Below are 18,143 nucleotides of genomic sequence, written 5' to 3' on the forward strand. Positions count from 1 at the left end.
CCAGATTTGTGAACCGGCGGAAATAGCGGGGCGCTACGACCCCAGCGCTGTCTCCAGCAGCAGGAGCTGGCTGGACAATTGTTCGGGCTCTATCGGCTTTCTGATAATGCCCAGCACGGCAGCGGCATTGGCCTTGGCGGTAGCGTCCTGGCCGGTGACGAACAGCGATGGTATGCCGCGCTGCTTGAGCCAGATGGCGGCATCGGGACCGGTGCGGCCATCGGCAAGATCGATATCGATCAAGGCGGCGTCCATCTGCAGCTGAGGAAAATTGCGTTTCAGGTCGGCAAAGCTGCTCAGCGAGCCGGCGAAAACATAGCCCATATCCTCAAGCAGAGCCTCGACGTGAAAGACGATGAGCGAATTGTCTTCGAGATAGAAGATGCGAAGCGGGCGGCGCGCGGTCATGGACGAGCACCCTTGCTTTCGTCAGGATCGGGCGGGGAGAGCCGGGACAAGGCGCCGCGAATGGTGCAGTGCAGCCCGGACGGGGCGTAGACAATGTTTGGGGGCTCACCAAAGAGCGAGCCGAGAGCCGACCGCATATATTTCGTTCCATATCCAGAGCGCGACGGCGGCGAAACGGGTGGCCCGCCGTTTTCGCTCCATTCGATGACCAAAAAAGCTTCGCCTTCCGCGGAAACGATCCGCCAATCGAGGTCGACCCGGCCATCGGGGAGCGACAGGGCGCCATATTTGATGGCGTTGGTGGCCAGCTCGTGGATGCACAGGGCCAAGGTCGTGCCGGCGTCCCGGGAAAGGGTTATGTCGGGGCCCTTCGCGGCAACCCGGCTACCGCCATCCTGGCGATAGGGCGACAGTGTTATGTCGACCACGGTTTTCAGCGATACCGCCTCGCCGCCGGATTCGAACACCACCGAATGCACCTTGCTCAGGGCGATGAGCCGGGCGGAAAAATCCTCCGCCAGTTGCTCGGCTGACCGGGCGCCCCGCAGCGTCATCTGGAACATCGAGGACACGCTGGCGAGGATGTTCTTGACCCGGTGATTGAGCTCGAGCCGGAGCGCGGTTTCCCGCTCGATATGGTCGCGTACATCGCGCTGGCGGAGCCGGGCAAGCAGCGCGGCCTGGATGCCGCTGACCAGCTCGAGCGCCGCCATGGGCCGCTGGTAGAACAGATGCCGGGATCGCGGCCAAGCGGCGCCGAGTTCGGCGCGGATGCGATGCTGGGCCGCAGCGCGATCCAGCAACACGATAATGGGCAATTCGGACCAGTCGGGCTGGTGCTCGAGATAGCTGGAAATGGCCGCGATGACGCCGGGCGTCAGCGCCTCATGGGTCGCGACGATGGCGCCCGGCGACTTTTCGAGCCAGCCGGGCAGATCCGCATCGTCGTGACAGCGCCCGACCGGCAGGCCGCGCTCGGCGAGCAGGGTTTCCATATAGAGGCCGTCCTGGCGGTAGGGCGCCAGGATCAGCACCCAGTCGAGCTCGCCAATGGCCGTCCTCGCCGGTCCGGTCATGTCTCTGGCAGCGGATTATAGGGAACCACCGTCACGCCCGAACTCTGGATGAACAATTCGCGGACATCCAGATCATGCGGGCCGTGGCGCTTCTTGACCACGGTGATGTTGCGCCGCAGGCGGCCATCATGCTCAACGATCCGCAGCAGCAGGACGGTGTCACCCAGGAAGCTCACATCGACATCGATGCCCAGATTTTGACCCAACAGGCCATGCTGGGCCACGATGAGCATGGTCAGCACCCCTGCCCGCGCCAGGTATTTGAGCAGCGTCTGGATATCGCGCACCGCCTTTTCGCGATGCGGCAGCGAATTGAGATAACCGGTGAAACTGTCGATCACCACGACGCGGGTCTTGTTCTCCTCGACCACGCGCTGGACGATCTGGCCGAACTCGCCGGGGGAAATCTCGTTGGGGTTGAAATCGTGGATGATCAACTGGCCATCCCGATGGAACTGGCGCAGGTCCATGCCAAGGCCTTCGGAGCGCCGGAAGAAGGTTTCGAGGCGTTCCTCGAACAGGAACAACGCCACGCTCTCGCCGCGCTTGAGGGCGGCGGTGGCGTAGAGCGAGGACATGGTGGATTTGCCGGTGCCCGACTGGCCGATCACCAGCGTGGTGGTGCCCGATTCCTGGCCGCCGCCGAACATTTCGTCGAGTGCGTCGACGCCCGACTTGATCAATTGCGGCTTGACCGTTTCGGACGCAGCGCCGGGGACGAGGCGAGGGAAGACCACGACGCCTTCGCGCTCACGGATGGCCATGTCGTGATAGCCGTCGGCAACGGGCACGCCGCGCATCTTGCTGACTTCGACGCGCCGGCGCACGCTGCCATATTCCTCGAGGGACTTGTCGAAGCGGATGACGCCGTGGGCGATACCTTCGACTTCCTCGCCATTGCGGTCGGGGCCGCTGGTCTGGGTGTCGAGCAGCAGGGCGACAACGTTCCGCTTGGCGAGGAAGGCCTTGAAGCCGAGCAGTTCGCGACGGAAGCGCGGGGTGTCGCCCGTGATCAGGCGGATTTCGAGCAGCGAGTCGTAGACCAGCCGATCGGGCTTGTGCTCTTCGATCGCCGCTTCGATGGCGCGCCGTGTTTCATCGAGCCGCAATTCGGCGGTCTGGAAAATGGTCTGATCGGCGGCTGAATTGACGGCGTCGGAGGCCGACAGCTCCTCGATGCGGATGCCATCAAGGCTCCAGCCATGGGAGGTGGCAATGGCGTTGAGCTCGGCGGCGGTTTGGGACAGGCTGACATAGATGCAGCTCTCGCCATTTTCGAGGCCGGCGCGCAGGAACTGCAGCGCCGCGGTGGTCTTTCCCGAGCCGGGGGCGCCTTGCAGAATGTAAAGATTGGAGGCCGGAAGGCCGCCGCGCAGGATTTCATCCAAACCGAGAATGCCCGTGCTGGCGACGGTTGCCTTCTTGTTTTTGGCCATTTTTATCTCCGGCAAATGGGCGTGACGGAGACTCAAGTCTGATCCGTTACCCGTCATGACGCTTTTAAGTTTGAACTAGGGAGTTGAGGATCGGGACGCGCGGGGGCTGACGTCCTCGCCTTTGCCAAACGCTCGAGTTTTTAAACGGTTGCACCGCCCCGGTGGGAACAAAGCTGGCCGGGTTCCGTTCTGTCCGTCGCTCCAACGGATTGGCTTCATAGATGTTTCGACCTGACGCTCTTGGCGCCGTGCCGTTTGGCAGCGGCACCCGTTTCTCGCTCTGGGCCTTGGGCCATGACGCGGCCGCAGTGGAGATCGAGGGCGTCGGAACGTTCGACCTGGAGCCCGTTGGAGACGGCTATTTCAGCACCGACATCCCTGGCATCGGCGTTGGCGCCCGCTATTGGTTCCGCATCGATAATGGGCCGCGCGTGCCTGATCTGGCATCGCGCTGCCAGCCGGAGGGCAATGACGGCCCGTCCGTGGTCGTTGCCAGCGATTTTGCCTGGAGCGATGCCGGCTGGGGCGGCGTCGAACGGCGCGACCAGGTGCTCTATGAATTGCATATCGGCGCCTTCACCCGGCAAGGCACCTGGCAGGCGGCGACTAGCCGGTTGGCGGCGCTGCGCGAATTGGGCGTCACCATTGTGCAGGTGATGCCGGTGGGCACGTTCAAGGGGCAGTTCGGCTGGGGTTATGATACCACCCTGCCCTATGCGCCATTCGCGGCTTATGGCGCGCCGGATGACATGCGAGCCTTTGTCGATGCGGCGCATGCCTGCGGCATCGGCGTCATTCTCGACGTCGTCTACAATCATGTCGGGATTGGCGACCATTATCGCGCTTACAGCGAGCACTATTTCACCACGCGCTACGAGAATGAGTGGGGCGCGAGCTTCAACTACGATGGGGAAGGCTCGCGTGCCGTTCGCGACTTTGTCACCGGCAATGCGGTCTATTGGATCAGGGATTTTCACCTTGACGGACTGCGGATCGACGCGGCGCAGGCCATGTTCGGCGCGAGCGAGGAGCATATCTTGGCCGAGATCACCCGGTCGGTACGGGCGGCCGCCGGCGGCCGGGCGACCTATGTCGTGGTGGAGAATCAACCGCAGGAACACCGGATGATCGATCCACCCGAACGGGGCGGCCACGGCATGGATGCCATGGTCAGCGACGATTTCCAGCATGCCGTGCGGGTCGCGGCGACAGGGCACAACGACTTCTACTATCGCGATTATCTGGGCACGCCGCAGGAACTGGTCTCGGCGGTCAAATACGGCTTCCTCTATCAGGGCCAGCGCTCGGATATGCGCGACAAGGCCTATGGCACCTATAATCTGGCGACGCCGCCGGAGCATTTCGTGCATTTTCTTGAAAACCACGACCAGGTGGCCAATTCGGCGCGGGGCTTCCGACTATCGCGCCTGATGTCCCCGGCCCGGCTGCGTGCCGTAACCAGCCTGTTACTGCTGGGGCCACAGACGCCATGCCTGTTCCAGGGGCAAGAATTTGGCGCCACCAATCCATTCCTCTATTTCTTCGGTGTCAGCGGCGACGATGCCCGCGCCGTTGCCGAGGGGCGGCGGAAATCGCTGACCAATTTCCCCGGCGTTGCCGACCCGGTAATGCAGGAACGGCTGCCCGATCCGGCAGACCCGGCAACATTCGAGGCCAGCAAGCTCGACTGGGCCGAGGCCGAACGCCATGCCGGCATTCTCGCCCTGCATCGCGACCTGTTGCGGATGCGGCGCGAAGACCCCGCCTTCTCGCAGGCCGGCGAAAGGCGGGTCGATGGCGCGGTGATTGGAGAGGCTGCCTTGTTGATCCGCTATTTCACGCCTGACCCCAGCGGTCATCGCCTGCTCCTGCTTAATCTGGGGCGGGATTTGCAGATTGGCGTGGTCGCCGAACCGTTACTGGCCCCGGCCGATGGCCATCGCTGGCAGGTGGCCTGGTCGAGCGAGCATCCCGACTATGACGGCGCTGGCCGGCGGCCGATCGATCCCGAAAAATTCTGGATATTACCCAGCGATTGCGCCCTGGTGTTGCGCAGCGAGCCCCGATCGTGATCGCGCCCCGCGCCAGCTACCGGCTGCAGCTCAACAAGCATTTCACCTTTGCCGATGCCACGGCGCTGGTGCCTTATCTCGACGATCTGGGTGTCAGCCATGCCTACCTCTCGCCCGTGCTCAAGGCCCGGCCCGGCAGCACGCATGGCTATGACACGGTCGATCATGGCCAGCTCAATCCCGAGCTTGGTCCGTTCGAGGATTTCCGCAGGCTGGCGCGGACCCTGCAGACGCGTGGCATGGGCATCATTCTCGATTTCGTGCCCAATCACATGGGGGTGGGCGGGGCCGACAACGCGCTCTGGCTCGACGTGCTCAAGCATGGGCCCGCCAGCCGCTATGCCGACTGGTTCGATATCAATTGGCATTCGGCCCGACCGGGTATGGAAGGCAAATTGCTGGTGCCCTTTCTCGGCGCGACCTATGCCGAGAGCCTTGCTGCCGGCTACCTGCGGCTCAAACCTGACGGGGAGGGTTTTGCCGTCTGGGCACATGATGGCGACAAGCTGCCGATCCGGCCAGAGGACGCCAGCGCGCTGCTGCAACACCATGGCAGCGCCGGTGCGGTCATCACCACCCATACCGGTCAGGCCGGCCATGCCGAAAGCTGGTCGGCGCTCGATAGCCTGATCGCGACGCAGCATTGGCGGCTGGTGCATTTCTCGACCGGGGCCGATGAGATCAACTACCGGCGCTTCTTCGTCAATAGTGACCTGGCGGGTATTCGCGTCGAGCGCCCCGACGTGTTCGCGCATGTGCATGCGCTGATCTTTTCGCTGATCGAGGAAGGGCTGGTTGATGGCCTGCGCATCGACCATATCGATGGCCTGCTGGACCCCAAGGGATATCTGGAAACGCTGCGCGCGCGCTGTCCACGCCCGATCTATCTGGTGGTCGAAAAAATCCTCGCGCCGCATGAGGCGCTGCGGAAGGATTGGCCGATCGATGGCACCACCGGCTATGAGGTCGGTGCGCAATTGATCCGCGTGTTGACGCGCGGTGCGGGCGAGCCGGCGGTGAGCCAAAATTATGCGGCATTCGTTGGCGAAGTGACCCCGCTGCATGAGGAGATTTACCACTGCAAGCTGCGCGTGATGGACAATGAGCTGGCCGCCGAACTGGCGGCGCTAGCCCGGTATTTTGCTGCCATAGCGTGGTCGGAGGCGGCTACGGCCGACTTGAGCGAAGCGGGCCTGCGCCGGGCCCTGCGCGAAATCATCGCCCAATTGCAGGTCTATCGCAGCTATGCCGACCATACTGGTATGACGGCGCGCGACCGGCGCGAGATCGGCTATGCGGTTGCTCGGGCGCGGCGGCAGCAAAAACAGATCCAGCCCATGCTGTTCGACTTCGTGGGGGCCGTGCTGGGTGGAACGCTGGGCGCAGCCTATGATCCCAGGGCGATTGCGCGAGCGGTCGGCAGGTTCCAGCAATATTGCGGTCCGGTCATGGCCAAGGGTTTTGAGGACACCGCGCTTTATCGCTATAACCGGCTCGTTGCGCTCAATGACGTGGGCGCGCATCCGGATCGGTTCGCGCTGTCCGTCGCCGCATTCCACGACAGCAATCGGCGGCGGCAGGCCAATCACCCCATCTCGATGCTGGCGACCTCGACGCATGACAGCAAGCGCGGCGAGGATATCCGCGCCCTCATCGCCGCCATTGCGGATGCGCCGGACCTGTGGGCTACGGCGGTGGCGGAATGGCGGGCCATGCTGGCGGTCGATGGCCGCGACACCATCCATCCCAATGACCTTTATCTGTTGTTTCAGCTGCTGCTCGGCGGCTGGCCGGTTTCGGGCGATGCCGATGATCTCTGCGCGCGCCTGCAGGGCGCCATGGTCAAATCGCTGCGGGAGGCCCGGCTGCGCAGCGATTGGGGTGTCAATGACACCGCCTATGAGGCCGCGGTGACCGGCTTTGTCGAACAGGCACTGGTCAATGATCGCTTTCTCGCCAGTTTTCAGGCGAGCAGCGCGCCGCTGCGCCAGACCGGCCAGCGCAAGGCGCTGATCCAGGCGGCGCTCAAGCTGACGATACCAGGCGTGCCCGATATCTATCGCGGCGCGGAGGATTGGGAGCAGAGCTTTGTCGACCCGGACAATCGGCGGCCGGTGGATTTTGCTGCCCTGGCCCGGCGGCTGGCGCAGCCATTGCCCGGACGGGATGACAAGCTGATCCTGACGCAGAGCCTATTGCAGTTGCGTCGCCGGCTATCTGGCCTGTTCAGCGAAGGCAGCTATGAGGCCGTGGATTGCGGCCCCGATGTGCTGGCGTTCCGCCGCCGGCTCGGTGCCGACGAGCTTGTGGTGTTGGCCGATCTTTCCCTAGGGCACGACGCGGGTCTTCCCACCATTGCGGACCTGCCGACTATCTATGGATCGGCGGCCGGGCCCGTCTGGATCATGGCGGGCAAGCGCTAGGCTATGTGCCTTCTACCGGGGCCACGGCGTAGATGCGGGCGGCGAAGCGCTGCAAATCGAGGGCGAGCTGCTCGGCGACGAGCAGGGTAGCGCCAGTCAATTGCCGGCGGGCGGGCGTGACCACGGCCATTTCCAGCGGGCTGAGGCGCAGGCCGGCGATGGGGACGGCCTTGACCAGGCCCTCCTCCAACTCCTTGAGCAGGCCGATGCAGGTGAAAAAGGCGATGCCGTCGCCGGACAGGATGAGGGGTTTCAGCATCATCTGGCTGTTGGTGGCCACAAAGGTGCGGCTGACGCGATCGAGCGAACCCAGCTCCCAGGCGATGATCGAGCTCATCACCTCGTGGTCGAGCTGGAGCAGCAAGCGAAACTGGGCGCATTCCTGAAGGGTGACGCTCGCCTGCCGGGCAAGTGGATGGCTAGAGGCCACGATGGCGCGCAGCGGCATTCGCACGCCGGTGACCACGTCGATATCGGGCGGCCGGGCGAGATCGAAGGTGATGCCGATATCGCAATCGCCCTCGGCAAGCAGCTTGAAGATCGTGTTGTAACTCTCTGTACGAATACGAAAATCGATCGCCGGATGCTGCTGGTGAAACCGCCGCACAAATTCCGGCAGGAACTGAATGCCCAGGCTATCGAGGCACGCGATGTGCACCCGCCCGGTGCGCTTGCCGCGCATTTCCCCGATTTCGGACCGCATCAAATCGAAATGGCGCAGCGTCTCGGTGGCGTGCCGCAGCACGATTTCCCCGGCATGGGTCAGGCGCAGGCCATCGGAAAAGCGCTCGAACAGGGGCGTGCCCAATTCGTCCTCGAGCTTCTTGATCTGCCGGCTCAGGGCGGAGGTTGCCACATGCAATTCCTCCGACGCCTTGCGGATAGAACCGGAGCGCGCCACCTCGGCAAAGTAGCGCAGGATGCTGGCATGCATGGCGGGCCTGTCGTGAAAAATCGCTTCGTTCCCCTAGTCCTAGCATGGCGCGGCAAATGCGCTACCGGCCTTGCCACACCGGGGCGCGCTTTTCCTGGAAGGCCCGCACGCCCTCGTCGGCATCCTCGCTGACCAGGGCGGCGATCAGTGCCGGGGTGCGCAGTGCCTGTGCCTCGGCCGGCGGCAGGTGGGCAGTGCGATTGACCGTCTGCTTTATGGCGCGGAGGGAGAGCGGTGCGCAGGCAACGATGTCCTCCACCCAGCGCTGCACGGCGGCGTCGAGTTCGGCCAGGGGCACCACTTCGTTGATCAGGCCATAGCCGGCGATTTCGGCGGCAGTGAAGCGCTTGCCGGTCAGCATGACGCCCATGGCCAGATTGTGCGGGATCTTGCGCTGCAGCTGGATCATGCCGCCTTCGAGCGGCAGGCGGCCGACACGGGCTTCGGGCAGGCCGAATTTGGCAGTGTCGGCGGCGATGACGATATCGCAGCCCAGCACCATCTCGAAGCCGCCGCCCAGCGCAAAACCGTTGACCCGGGCGATCAGCGGCACGTCCATGCTCTTGCGATAGGCAATGCCGCCAAAGCCGTGCGGATGGCTTTGCGACCAATATTGCAGTCCGGATTTTTCGATGCCGTTGTCGCCGCCCTTGAGGTCGGCGCCGGCGCAGAAGGCCTTTTCACCGGCGCCGGTCAGCACTACGCAGCTGACGTCGGTGCGGCTCTCGATGTCGAGCCACACCTTTTCGAGTTCGGCTTCGGTGGCCGGATCGACCGCATTCATCCGTTCGGGCCGGTTAAGCGTGACGCGGGCAACGCGGTCGGCGACGCTATACTCGACGTTCATTCGGCGGCTTCCTGCTTCAGTTCGGCCAGGATCGCTTCATTGTGCTCGCCCAGGGTGGGCGGCTTGAGGCGGATGGAGACTTGCGCATTCGACATGTCGATGGGCGAGCCGATGACCCGCACGGGACCGGCTGGCGTTTCACCGACCTCGAGGATCAGCTTGTTGATCAGCGTCTGCTCGTCGGCCAACGCCTCGGGGAGCGAACGCACTTCCGAGCAGAGAATGTCTACTTCTTCCAAGCGCTTGAGCCAATGTGCTGTGGTATTGGTTGCGAACTGCTGGCGGAATACGGCTTGCAGCGCCGGCCGCGTGGCCATTTGGGCGTCGAAATCCTTGTGCTCGGGCTTTTGCGACAGATCCTCAATGCCCAAAGCGGTGCAGATGTCCTGCAGAGGATTGGTTTTGAAGGCGCCGACCATGACGAGCGCGCCGTCGGTGGTTTCAAACACGCCGGTCAGCGGGAAGGCCGACCAGTTCAGCTCCTTGTTGCGCATCAGATGCATGGTGCCTTCCTGCATCTGCATGGCGATGAGCGAGCTATAGAGGCTGACGGCAACCTGCTGGCCCTCGCCGGTGCGGTCGCGATGAAGGAGCGCCAATAGGATGCCCTGGACCAGATGCATGCCGGCCGAGTAATCGGCCAGCGTTGTCGAATAGACGGCGGTGGGGTGGGTATTGTCGGATTTGCGCTCCATCACCCCGGTCAGGGCCTGGGCCAGGGTGTCCTGGCCGCCCTTGTGGCGGTAGGGACCTTCCAGGCCGAACCCGGTGCCCACGGCATAGACCAGCCGCTTGTTAATTTTCTTCAGATCGTCATAGCCGAAGCCCATGCGTTCCATCACGCCGGGGCGGAAATTGTTGACGACCACATCGGCGGTCCGCAGCAATTCGAGCACGGCGGCGCGGGCCTCGGGGGCCTTGAGGTCCAGCGCCAGGCTCTTCTTGTTACGGTTGAGCGAGGTGAAGACGGGGTTGTTGAGGCCGTCGGGGTCCGAGCCTAGCGACCAGCGCGACAGGTCGCCAATCTTGGCCTTTTCGACCTTGATCACCTCGGCGCCATAGTCGGCCAGCATCTGGGTGCAGCACGGACCAAGCATGACCTGGGTGAAATCCACGACGCGAATGCCATCGAGCGGAAGAGAACTCATTCTGCAGCCTCCAGAAAGAGGGCGTTGGCGGAGGGTATGTCGCCGGGGTCGGCGCCCTGGGCGCGCAGGCGCTGGCGGATTTCGGCGATGTCGGCATTTCGCACCGTGACGCCGCCATTAAGCGAGACCACGGCAGCAACGCCGGCAGCTTCGCCCATGGCCATGCAGGGCGGGATTTCGCGGCTCGACTTCTGGGCCTGGGGCGTCGCCGAATAGTGGCGACCGGCGACGATGAGCTGGTCGATCTCCTTGGGCAGCATGGAGCGATAAGGCGTGTAGTAATCCCGCCCGCGGCAGATCGTGTCCTCGAAATGCCGGCGGTGCATGACGTCGTCCTTGCTGACGACATAGGCGCCTTCTAGCAGGCGCGTCTGGCGCACGCCGGTCTGCGGCGCAAAGTCCACCACATAGGATTTTTCGAAACCCGGCATGTTCTCACGGGCGAAATCCAGCAGGCGGCCGATACGGGCCCTGCCCTCGAGTTCGGCGGCCGTGAGGTCTTCCACCTTCATGCCGCTCAGCTTGGGCATATGCGGGCAGTTAAGCCAGACAATGCCCGGCAGCGGCGTCTTGAGCCACCAGAAGGACCAGCACCCGCCGATCAGTCGCTTGGCTTCGTGATCGAGCGCCTTGAACTTTTCCGGCTCCTCGCGCTCGAAGCGCTCGGCCGCATCGGTATCAACCCCGCCCCAGCGGGAGACGGTGGTGAGGATGAAATCCGAACTGGTATGGGCCGCACCGGCACTGGCGGCGACGTCGAGGTCGCCAGTCGTGTCGATGACGACACTGCCCATGATGGCCTCGAGCCCCGCCTTGGTCTGGCAGACCACGCCGGTGATCCGGCCATCTTCGACAATGGCGGAGGAGAACCAGCTGTGGAGGCGGATCTTGACCTTGGCGTCGGTCAGCAGGTCGTAGGAGGTCTGCTTGAAGGCGTCGGGATCGAAGGCGGCGGCGTAGCAGACCGGGTGCGGATTGGGATTGCTCTGGACGTGAAAGTCGAACAGGCCCCAGCGCGCCCAGCGTTGCCAGGCTTCCGGCGTGTCCCGGAACTCGATGGTGCGATCATTCTCGCTCGGCACCACGGCCAGACCCTTGCGCTCCATGCGCTCGATCATCTCGACGCAGATGCCTTTGACGGTGATTTCAGCGCCATTGATCATGTCATCGAGCACCAGGACCATGCCACCAGCGGCAAGGCCACCGACATAGGGATAGCGCTCCAAAAGGGTCACGCTGGCGCCGTTGCGGGCGGCCGAGATGGCCGCCGAGATGCCGGCCGGGCCGCCACCGACGACGACGACATCCGACCGATCCACGACATTGACCTGCCGGGACGGCAAAACGATTGGGGATTGCATGATGTAAATTCCTCCTCGCGCCTATTCGGACGCGGCCGGCTTCCACCGGACGATGCGGCTTTCCGCCAATGAAACGAGTGAGAACAGGAGCACGGCGAGCAATGCCGCGATCACCACGGTGGCGTAGAGCAATGCCGAGCGGAAATTGAAGGTGGCGTCGATGATGAGCGCCCCCAGCCCATAGGTGGACCCGATCCATTCGGCGACGATGGCGCCCATGACGCAACTGGTTGCGGCAATGCGCAAAGCTGCGAAGAGGAACGGCAGGGATGCCGGAATGCGCACCTTCCACAGCACCTCATTGGGGCTGGCGGAGAGCACCCGCATCAGGTCCAGCATGGCGGGACTGGCTGACTTGAGCCCCTGAACCATGTTCACCAGCGTGGGGAAAAAAGCAGATCAGCGCCGCAATGATGATCTTGGGGGTGAGGCCATTGCCGAAGATGAGCACCAGGATCGGCGCCAGCGCGATGATCGGGATGGCCTTGACGAAGACCGCCAGCGGATAGACCGCCCGCTCTGCCGTGGGGCTATGCACGAACCAGATGGCCAACAGGATGGCAAACAAGTTGCCGAACACAAAGCCCAGCGCGGCTTCGAGCATGGTCGGCTGGACATTGCGCCAGAGCGTGCCGGCATTTTCGTAAAGTGCCACGGCAATGGCCGTGGGACTGGGCGCCATGAAGGTCGGCACGTTGAAGACGGTTACGCCCACCTGCCAGACGATGAGCAGGCCGGCCGCGGTGAAAATGACCGGCATGCTGCGCTGCAGACCTTCGCCGAAGCGATGGATGAAGCCTTCGTTCGGCTCGACGCCGCTCGCGGCGGGATTGGAGAGTGCGTCGGTCATAGACATTCCTCCAGCATCGAGCGCAGGCGCGCGGTGACGGTGATGAATTCGACGGTGTCGCGAATGGCGAGCGAGCGGCCGGTCGGGAAATCCACCTTCATGAAGTCCTTGACGCGCCCCGGATGCGCCTTGAGCATCAGCACGTGCTGGCCCAGGAACGCGGCCTCCGGAATGGAATGGGTCACGAAGACAATCGTGGTGCCCGTCTCCTGCCAAATGCGCAGCAGTTCTTCGTTGAGCTTGTCGCGAGTGATTTCGTCCAGCGCGCCGAATGGCTCATCCATCAGCAGGATGCGCGGTCTTGTCACCAGCGCCCGGGCAATGGCGACGCGCTGGCGCATGCCACCGGAAAGCTCATGCGGCAAAGCGTTTTCACGCCCGGCGAGGCCCACCATGGCCAGCAGCTTGTGCGGATCGTCAAAGCTGGCACCGGCCTTCTTGCCGACCTCGATCGGCAATCGCACATTGTCGATGACGCTGCGCCAGGGCAGCAAAGTGGCATCCTGGAAGACGAAGGCGAAATCGCGGCCTTCGCGGGCTTGCCGGGGCGAGCGGCCCAGCACCGAAATATCGCCACCGCTGGTGGGCACCAGATCGGCTATGGCCCGCAGCAAGGTGGATTTGCCACAGCCCGAGGGCCCCAGCATGGTGACGAAGCCGCCTTCGGGAATGTCGAGTGACACGTCGGACAGCGCGGTGACTTCGCCCCTGCCCTCGCCGAACCGCACGGAGACGTTTCGGATCGAGATTGCGGGGTGGGTCGCGCTCGTCTCCAGATTCTGTTCCAGTGCTGCCAACATGGTCAGCTCACCGCCTTGCGGGCATCGACAGTGGCGTCGAGCACCGAGAAGGTGACGATGTCGTCGAGCGTGGGCACAGTGCCGGAGAATTGCCCCAGATCGGCATAAGTCTTGATCTGTGCTTCCCAGAGCGCCCGGCTCATGGTGCCCCAGCCATCGGCCTTGGTCGTTTCACCGAAGGAATAATTGGACACAGCCTCGACCGCCAGCAGCTCGGGTGCGCGCTGCATGTTGGGATAGGCCTCCACCAGCATGTCCACGCCCTCTTCGTGGTTGTCGCGCACATAGGCCCAGCCCTTGGCGGCGGCCCGGGTGAAGCGGGCGAGCACGTCGCCATGATTGTCGATCTGGTCGTCGGTGGCGAAATAGACATTGGCGTAGAGTTGCAGCCCCGCATCCCACAGCATCAGCTCGACGGCATCGGGGCCAAGGATCTGCATGGCTTCGACATTGGTGTTCCAGCCGGTCACCACATCGGCCTGACCGGTGAGGAGCTGGTTCATGTCCGCGCCCATATTGACGATGGTAACCTGATCCTCGGCAATGCCATTGGCGGCCAGCAGCGCGCGCAGCAGGATGACGGCGGAGGGCTGGGTGGCGACCGTCTTGCCGATCATGTCCTGCGGCGTGCGGATCGGGTTTTTGCCCAGCGAGAAATAGGAGAAGGGGTGCTTCTGGTAACCCGCGAGGAATGCCTTGATGGGAATGCCAGCCGAGCGCGCCAACATGATGGCGGGGCTGGAAGAGGTCAGGCCCAATTGCGATTGGCCGGCAGCGACGCCGGCAACGCCATCGATATTGGGACCACCGGGAACGATTTCGAGCTCGACGCCTTCCTCGGCAAAGAAACCCTTCTTGATAGCGGCAACTTCACCCAGAATGCCGTTGGAGGCGAGCCAGCCGAGCTGCATGCGCACCTTGGCGACATCCTGCGCCAGACCCGCCTGCACGCCGATCAGGCTATGGGTGGCGGCCAAGCCCGCCAGCGCGGCGGTGCTCTGAATAAAACGGCGACGATTCATCGTAAAAATGGACATGAGCTGCGTTCCCTGTTGCAGTGTCCCCGGCTTTCCCTCTCCGGGTTGTCATCGCGACGTCACCGATGATGGCTCAGGATGCCGTTCTCAAGAAGTTCAAAAATTCGTGGTTTTAATTGCCGAAAAGGCAACGCTCGGAGCAATTTCTGCTTTGTTCGGGGATTAGCGCGCTGTCACGGCCTCGAGCAGCGCCTGTACGAGACGCTGACGCGGCGTACCGCGGCGCCAGACCAGGCCGACATTGCGCTTGGCATTGATCTCTTCGAGCGGCAGGGCCACGATATTGGGACAATGCGGCCAGGGCTTTGGCCAATCGGGCACGATGCCGACGCCCAGGCCCTGATCGACCATCACCGCAATGGCTTCGAGGGCGTCGAGCTCCACCAGGTCACGCGGCACGATGCCGGTGCGCCGAAGATAGATATCGACAAGGCGTCCGCCCCAACTGGCCCGATTATAGCGCAGGAAGGGGTGGGTGCTCAGCAGATCGGCAATGCTGCGGGCGGCCAGTTCGCGATGCGCCAGCAACACCAGCGGCTCGCGGCGGATGGTTTGCCACTGCATGGATTTGGGCATGACGAAGGGCGGCTGCACGATAATGGCCGCATCGAGCTCGCGGGTGCGGACCCGGTCGAACAGATCGGGGCTCGCGCCGGGGGCCAGGACCAGTTCGAGCCGGGGCGCCGATTGGCGCAGGCCGAGCAGCGTCGTGGGCATCATGCCCGTCAGGGCGGTGCTGATGCAGCCCAGCGTGAGGCGGCCGGCGGGTTGATCAGGCTGCGCCGCGATCTGCAGATTGGCGACCTCGCCCAAGATGCGCCGCGCCGGCTCGACCAGTGCGGCCCCGGCACTGGTGGGACTGACGCGCCTGCCGGCCCGCGCCACCAATGGCACGCCGATCTCGGTTTCCAGGGCACGCATTCTCTGGCCAACCGCAGCGGCGGTGATGCCGAGGCGCCGAGCCGCCTCCGCCATCGAGCCCTGCTCGACGACGCACACGAAGGTTTCAAGGAATTGCGTGTCCATCAATAAACATTAGCTATCGTCTCAAGATATGGGAAGACAGTTTTACCCGCTGCAATATGTGTGGATACTGCGCCACACCACTATCCGAGGAATGCCCATGTCCCTGTCCCCGCAAACCAATGGCGTCTACGCCATCGCCGCCACGCCGTTCCACCCCGATGGCGCGCTCGACACCGCTTCGGTCGACAGGCTGACTGATTTCTATGTGCAGTCCGGCGCGACCGGGCTGACCATTCTGGGCATTATGGGCGAGGCGCCCAAGCTCGAGCCGGAGGAATCGCTGCAAATCACCCGGCAGGTGGTGGGCCGGGCCGGTGTGCCCGTCATTGTTGGTGTGTCGGCGCCCGGCTTTGCGGCCATGCGGTCCTTGGCGCGCAATGTCATGGATCTCGGCGCCGCCGGCGTCATGATCGCCCCGCCCCCTGCCCTGCGCACCGACGAGCAGATCGTCACCTATTATGCGCAGGCCGTCGAAGCCATTGGCGAGGACATTCCGTTCGTCATCCAGGATTATCCGCTGACACTGACCGTGGTGATGACCCCCAATGTCATTCGCGCCATCGTCAACAATCATGCCTCCTGCGTCATGCTCAAGCATGAGGATTGGCCGGGACTGGAAAAGATCAGCAAGCTGCGCGGCTTCCAGAAGGCCGGCGAGATGCGCGATATCTCGATCCTCTGCGGCAATGGCGGGCTGTTCCTCGATTTCGAGATGGAACGCGGCGCCGACGGCGCCATGACCGGCTATGCCTTTCCCGACATGCTGATTGATGTCGTCACCATGCAGCAGCGCGGCGAACGCGATGCGGCGCATGACCTGTTCGACGCCCATCTGCCGCTGATGCGCTATGAGCAGCAGCAGGGCGTGGGGCTGGCGGTGCGCAAATATGTGCTGCAGAAACGCGGCGCCATTGCCAGCGATGCCCAGCGCAAACCCGGCAGCAGCCTCACCGCCGCCGCCAAGGCTGAAATCGAATATCTGCTGCAGCGCCTGGCCCGCAAAGATCCGCGTGCGGCGCTGTAATGGCCGCGCCCATTGAGCGAGGGGATAACGGGCGCTGGATCATGCCGGCGCCCATCAATGCGCATGACCATGGCTATGGCATCAGGACGCTCGACTTCGGCGCATTGGACGATGCGCTGGAGCCCTGGATACCGCATATGCGGTTGCGGCCGCGCACCGATCCGTACCTCGAGGCGCTGGTTGGCTTTGCCCGGCTGGCCCGCCAAGGCGTAGGCGCGACGATGCATTGCCACAATTCGCTCAATGCCGACCGCCTGGTGGAAGAAGCACAGGCGGTCTGCCGGGCGGCGGGCGATGTGGGCATCAGGCTGGGGCTGAGCTGCCCTTTGCTCGATTTTGATGCCTGGGCTTATGGCGGCGGGCCGGAGCGGTTGCGGGCCCATATGTCCGCGGATGAGTGGGAACTGGTGGGCGCGACGGCGCCGCACTACCGGCCGATCGAGGAGCAGCTTGCGTCGGTGCGGGCCATCGTCGACACCTGCTCCAGCGATATGGTCAGTGTGCAACTGGGGCCGATCGGGCCGCAATGGTGTTCGGACCGGTTGCTCGAGGCGATCGCGGACCTGTCAGCGGCGACGGGCCTGCGCATTCACATGCATCTGCTGGAAAGTCCCCGCCAGCGGCGCTGGTTGGACCGGCGCTTTCCCCAGGGCGTGCTGACGTTTCTTGATGAAATCGGTTTCCTCTCGCAGCGCCTTAGCGTCGCGCATGGGGTGCAATTACGACCAGCCGAATATGGCTTGATGATCGAGCGGGGCGTGCAACTGGTGTCCAATCCCTCCGCCAATCTGCGGCTGCGTTCGGGCATTGCGCCGGTGGCGGCGGCGCGGCGGGCGGGGCTTGCGGTCGCGGTTGGGCTCGATGGCACGGGGCTTGATGATGACCAGGATTGGTGGCGCGAGTTGCGGCTGTTCCATCTGCTGCATGGCGGCAACGGGCTTGCGCCGGAGTTGAGTCCACAGCAAACCCTGGACCGCGTCTTTGCGGCCGGGCGAACCGTGCTGGGGCTATCAGGCGAAGGTGATGCGGTGGAGTTGGACGGCGCGGCGCTGCTGGCCGATGCCATGTTTGATGACCTCGATCCGGCCAGTGTAATCCTGACGCGGGCGACCGGGCGGCACGTGCTCGACATGAACGTGGCGGGGCAAAGTGTCATCGAGAATGGCGCGCTGGTGCGGGTGGACTACGAAGCGTCCCGACTTGAATTGCGGCAACAGGCGCTGCTGGATCGGCCACGGCTTCTGGCGGAGCGGGAAAGGGTTCGGATCTTGGTCGAGGCGACCCGTCGCTATTATGCCGATTGGGGCTGGTGAGCGGCGACGACGGGGTGGTCGAGCGCCGTCGAGCGCGACTTTTCCCAACCGCCGGGCGAGCCCATATTCGTGACCTCAGGACCAAAAAAGTCCCGGTTTACGGCGATATAGTCTTTTTTCGCTTCGGCGATATCGCCTTCCCATGAAACGGCATCGACCGGACAGACCGATAGGCACAGACCACAATTGATGCATTCATCGGGGTGGATGTAGAACATTCGCCCGCCCTCATAAATGCTGTCCACCGGACAAACTTCGGCGCAGGCGCCGTCCTTGATATCGATGCAGGTCTCGGTGATCACATAGGTCATGGCTCAGGTCTCCCCGAGCCATAATGGTCACGTCAGCCGTTCGATAAAAGCGCTGAATATCGTACGACCGATTGCCA

The 18,143-nt window shown here is 63.6% G+C and carries 15 protein-coding genes and 1 pseudogene; 4 read left to right on the forward strand and 12 right to left on the reverse strand.

Annotated elements, in window-relative coordinates; all coding sequences use genetic code 11:
- Positions 1-33 precede the first annotated feature (33 nt).
- Genes N8A98_RS19615 through N8A98_RS19625 form a run of 3 tightly spaced genes read right to left on the reverse strand, consistent with a single transcriptional unit; the run spans position 34 to position 2,920 of the window.
- Complete coding sequence (locus tag N8A98_RS19615) at positions 34-408, reverse strand: response regulator (RefSeq protein WP_262167852.1); 375 nt, start codon at positions 406-408, stop codon at positions 34-36.
- A complete protein-coding gene (locus tag N8A98_RS19620) occupies positions 405-1,484 on the reverse strand; it encodes a sensor histidine kinase (protein ID WP_262167855.1) in 1,080 nt (359 codons plus the stop codon). Before N8A98_RS19620 ends, N8A98_RS19615 begins: the two co-directional genes overlap by 4 nt.
- Positions 1,481-2,920: a DUF7125 family protein gene (locus N8A98_RS19625; RefSeq protein WP_262167856.1), complete on the reverse strand. Its 1,440-nt coding sequence runs from the start codon at positions 2,918-2,920 to the stop codon at positions 1,481-1,483. Before N8A98_RS19625 ends, N8A98_RS19620 begins: the two co-directional genes overlap by 4 nt.
- A 221-nt stretch (positions 2,921-3,141) precedes the next feature.
- Here N8A98_RS19625 and treZ point away from each other — a divergent pair, with 221 nt between their 5' ends.
- Both treZ and treY read left to right on the forward strand, forming a co-directional pair.
- The gene (treZ, locus tag N8A98_RS19630; RefSeq protein ID WP_262167858.1) at positions 3,142-4,992 is read left to right on the forward strand and encodes a malto-oligosyltrehalose trehalohydrolase; all 1,851 of its coding nucleotides are present in this window, start codon (positions 3,142-3,144) and stop codon (positions 4,990-4,992) included.
- Complete coding sequence (gene treY / locus N8A98_RS19635; RefSeq protein WP_262167859.1) at positions 4,989-7,415, forward strand: malto-oligosyltrehalose synthase; 2,427 nt, start codon at positions 4,989-4,991, stop codon at positions 7,413-7,415. Before treZ ends, treY begins: the two co-directional genes overlap by 4 nt.
- 1 nt (position 7,416) lies before the next feature.
- On the opposite strand, the gene N8A98_RS19640 is transcribed toward treY, so the two are convergent.
- The 8 genes and pseudogenes from N8A98_RS19640 to N8A98_RS19675 form a co-directional block, all read right to left on the reverse strand.
- Entirely contained in the window at positions 7,417-8,349 is a 933-nt protein-coding gene (locus N8A98_RS19640) for a LysR family transcriptional regulator (protein ID WP_113120386.1), read from the reverse strand.
- Between the two features lie 61 nt (positions 8,350-8,410).
- Positions 8,411-9,196, reverse strand: coding sequence for an enoyl-CoA hydratase-related protein (locus N8A98_RS19645; RefSeq protein WP_262167861.1), 786 nt, complete (start codon positions 9,194-9,196; stop codon positions 8,411-8,413).
- Complete coding sequence (locus N8A98_RS19650; RefSeq protein WP_262167862.1) at positions 9,193-10,344, reverse strand: CaiB/BaiF CoA transferase family protein; 1,152 nt, start codon at positions 10,342-10,344, stop codon at positions 9,193-9,195. The genes N8A98_RS19645 and N8A98_RS19650 overlap by 4 nt, the downstream gene beginning before the upstream one ends.
- Positions 10,341-11,705, reverse strand: coding sequence for an FAD-dependent oxidoreductase (locus tag N8A98_RS19655; protein ID WP_262167864.1), 1,365 nt, complete (start codon positions 11,703-11,705; stop codon positions 10,341-10,343). Before N8A98_RS19655 ends, N8A98_RS19650 begins: the two co-directional genes overlap by 4 nt.
- A gap of 21 nt (positions 11,706-11,726) precedes the next feature.
- A pseudogene (locus N8A98_RS19660) lies at positions 11,727-12,465 on the reverse strand (ABC transporter permease).
- Between the two features lie 86 nt (positions 12,466-12,551).
- On the reverse strand, positions 12,552-13,355 hold the full coding sequence (locus N8A98_RS19665) for an ABC transporter ATP-binding protein (protein ID WP_262167866.1): 804 nt from the start codon (positions 13,353-13,355) through the stop codon (positions 12,552-12,554).
- A gap of 2 nt (positions 13,356-13,357) precedes the next feature.
- Positions 13,358-14,392 (reverse strand): ABC transporter substrate-binding protein, encoded by a 1,035-nt coding sequence (locus N8A98_RS19670; RefSeq protein ID WP_262167868.1) that lies wholly within the window; start codon positions 14,390-14,392, stop codon positions 13,358-13,360.
- Positions 14,393-14,554: 162 nt separating this feature from the next.
- The gene (locus tag N8A98_RS19675; RefSeq protein ID WP_262167870.1) at positions 14,555-15,418 is read right to left on the reverse strand and encodes a LysR family transcriptional regulator; all 864 of its coding nucleotides are present in this window, start codon (positions 15,416-15,418) and stop codon (positions 14,555-14,557) included.
- A 97-nt stretch (positions 15,419-15,515) separates the two neighbouring features.
- On the opposite strand from N8A98_RS19675, the gene N8A98_RS19680 reads away from it, so the two are divergent.
- A complete protein-coding gene (locus N8A98_RS19680) occupies positions 15,516-16,442 on the forward strand; it encodes a dihydrodipicolinate synthase family protein (RefSeq protein ID WP_262167872.1) in 927 nt (308 codons plus the stop codon).
- Positions 16,442-17,755 carry an amidohydrolase family protein gene (locus N8A98_RS19685; RefSeq protein WP_262167874.1) on the forward strand — a complete coding sequence of 438 codons (1,314 nt, stop codon included), beginning with the start codon at positions 16,442-16,444 and terminating at the stop codon, positions 17,753-17,755. The genes N8A98_RS19680 and N8A98_RS19685 overlap by 1 nt, the downstream gene beginning before the upstream one ends.
- Here the strand turns inward: N8A98_RS19685 and fdxA are convergent.
- Positions 17,734-18,066 carry a ferredoxin gene (gene fdxA, locus N8A98_RS19690; protein ID WP_262167876.1) on the reverse strand — a complete coding sequence of 111 codons (333 nt, stop codon included), beginning with the start codon at positions 18,064-18,066 and terminating at the stop codon, positions 17,734-17,736. The two genes, N8A98_RS19685 and fdxA, sit on opposite strands and share 22 nt — an antisense overlap.
- Positions 18,067-18,143: the final 77 nt, after the last annotated feature.

This window comes from Devosia neptuniae (assembly GCF_025452235.1).
Taxonomy (GTDB): Bacteria; Pseudomonadota; Alphaproteobacteria; order Rhizobiales; family Devosiaceae; genus Devosia.

Excerpts from the sequence above, each read along its gene's own strand:
- N8A98_RS19650 (WP_262167862.1), bottom strand. The coding sequence starts at position 10,344 with ATGAGTTCTCTTCCGCTCGATGGCATTCGCGTCGTGGATTTCACCCAG.
- N8A98_RS19670 (WP_262167868.1), bottom strand. The coding sequence starts at position 14,392 with ATGTCCATTTTTACGATGAATCGTCGCCGTTTTATTCAGAGCACCGCC.
- N8A98_RS19675 (WP_262167870.1), bottom strand. The coding sequence starts at position 15,418 with ATGGACACGCAATTCCTTGAAACCTTCGTGTGCGTCGTCGAGCAGGGC.
- N8A98_RS19685 (WP_262167874.1), top strand. The coding sequence starts at position 16,442 with ATGGCCGCGCCCATTGAGCGAGGGGATAACGGGCGCTGGATCATGCCG.
- N8A98_RS19615 (WP_262167852.1), bottom strand. The coding sequence starts at position 408 with ATGACCGCGCGCCGCCCGCTTCGCATCTTCTATCTCGAAGACAATTCG.
- N8A98_RS19645 (WP_262167861.1), bottom strand. The coding sequence starts at position 9,196 with ATGAACGTCGAGTATAGCGTCGCCGACCGCGTTGCCCGCGTCACGCTT.
- N8A98_RS19680 (WP_262167872.1), top strand. The coding sequence starts at position 15,516 with ATGTCCCTGTCCCCGCAAACCAATGGCGTCTACGCCATCGCCGCCACG.
- N8A98_RS19665 (WP_262167866.1), bottom strand. The coding sequence starts at position 13,355 with ATGTTGGCAGCACTGGAACAGAATCTGGAGACGAGCGCGACCCACCCC.
- treZ (WP_262167858.1), top strand. The coding sequence starts at position 3,142 with ATGTTTCGACCTGACGCTCTTGGCGCCGTGCCGTTTGGCAGCGGCACC.
- N8A98_RS19625 (WP_262167856.1), bottom strand. The coding sequence starts at position 2,920 with ATGGCCAAAAACAAGAAGGCAACCGTCGCCAGCACGGGCATTCTCGGT.
- fdxA (WP_262167876.1), bottom strand. The coding sequence starts at position 18,066 with ATGACCTATGTGATCACCGAGACCTGCATCGATATCAAGGACGGCGCC.
- N8A98_RS19620 (WP_262167855.1), bottom strand. The coding sequence starts at position 1,484 with ATGACCGGACCGGCGAGGACGGCCATTGGCGAGCTCGACTGGGTGCTG.
- N8A98_RS19655 (WP_262167864.1), bottom strand. The coding sequence starts at position 11,705 with ATGCAATCCCCAATCGTTTTGCCGTCCCGGCAGGTCAATGTCGTGGAT.
- N8A98_RS19640 (WP_113120386.1), bottom strand. The coding sequence starts at position 8,349 with ATGCATGCCAGCATCCTGCGCTACTTTGCCGAGGTGGCGCGCTCCGGT.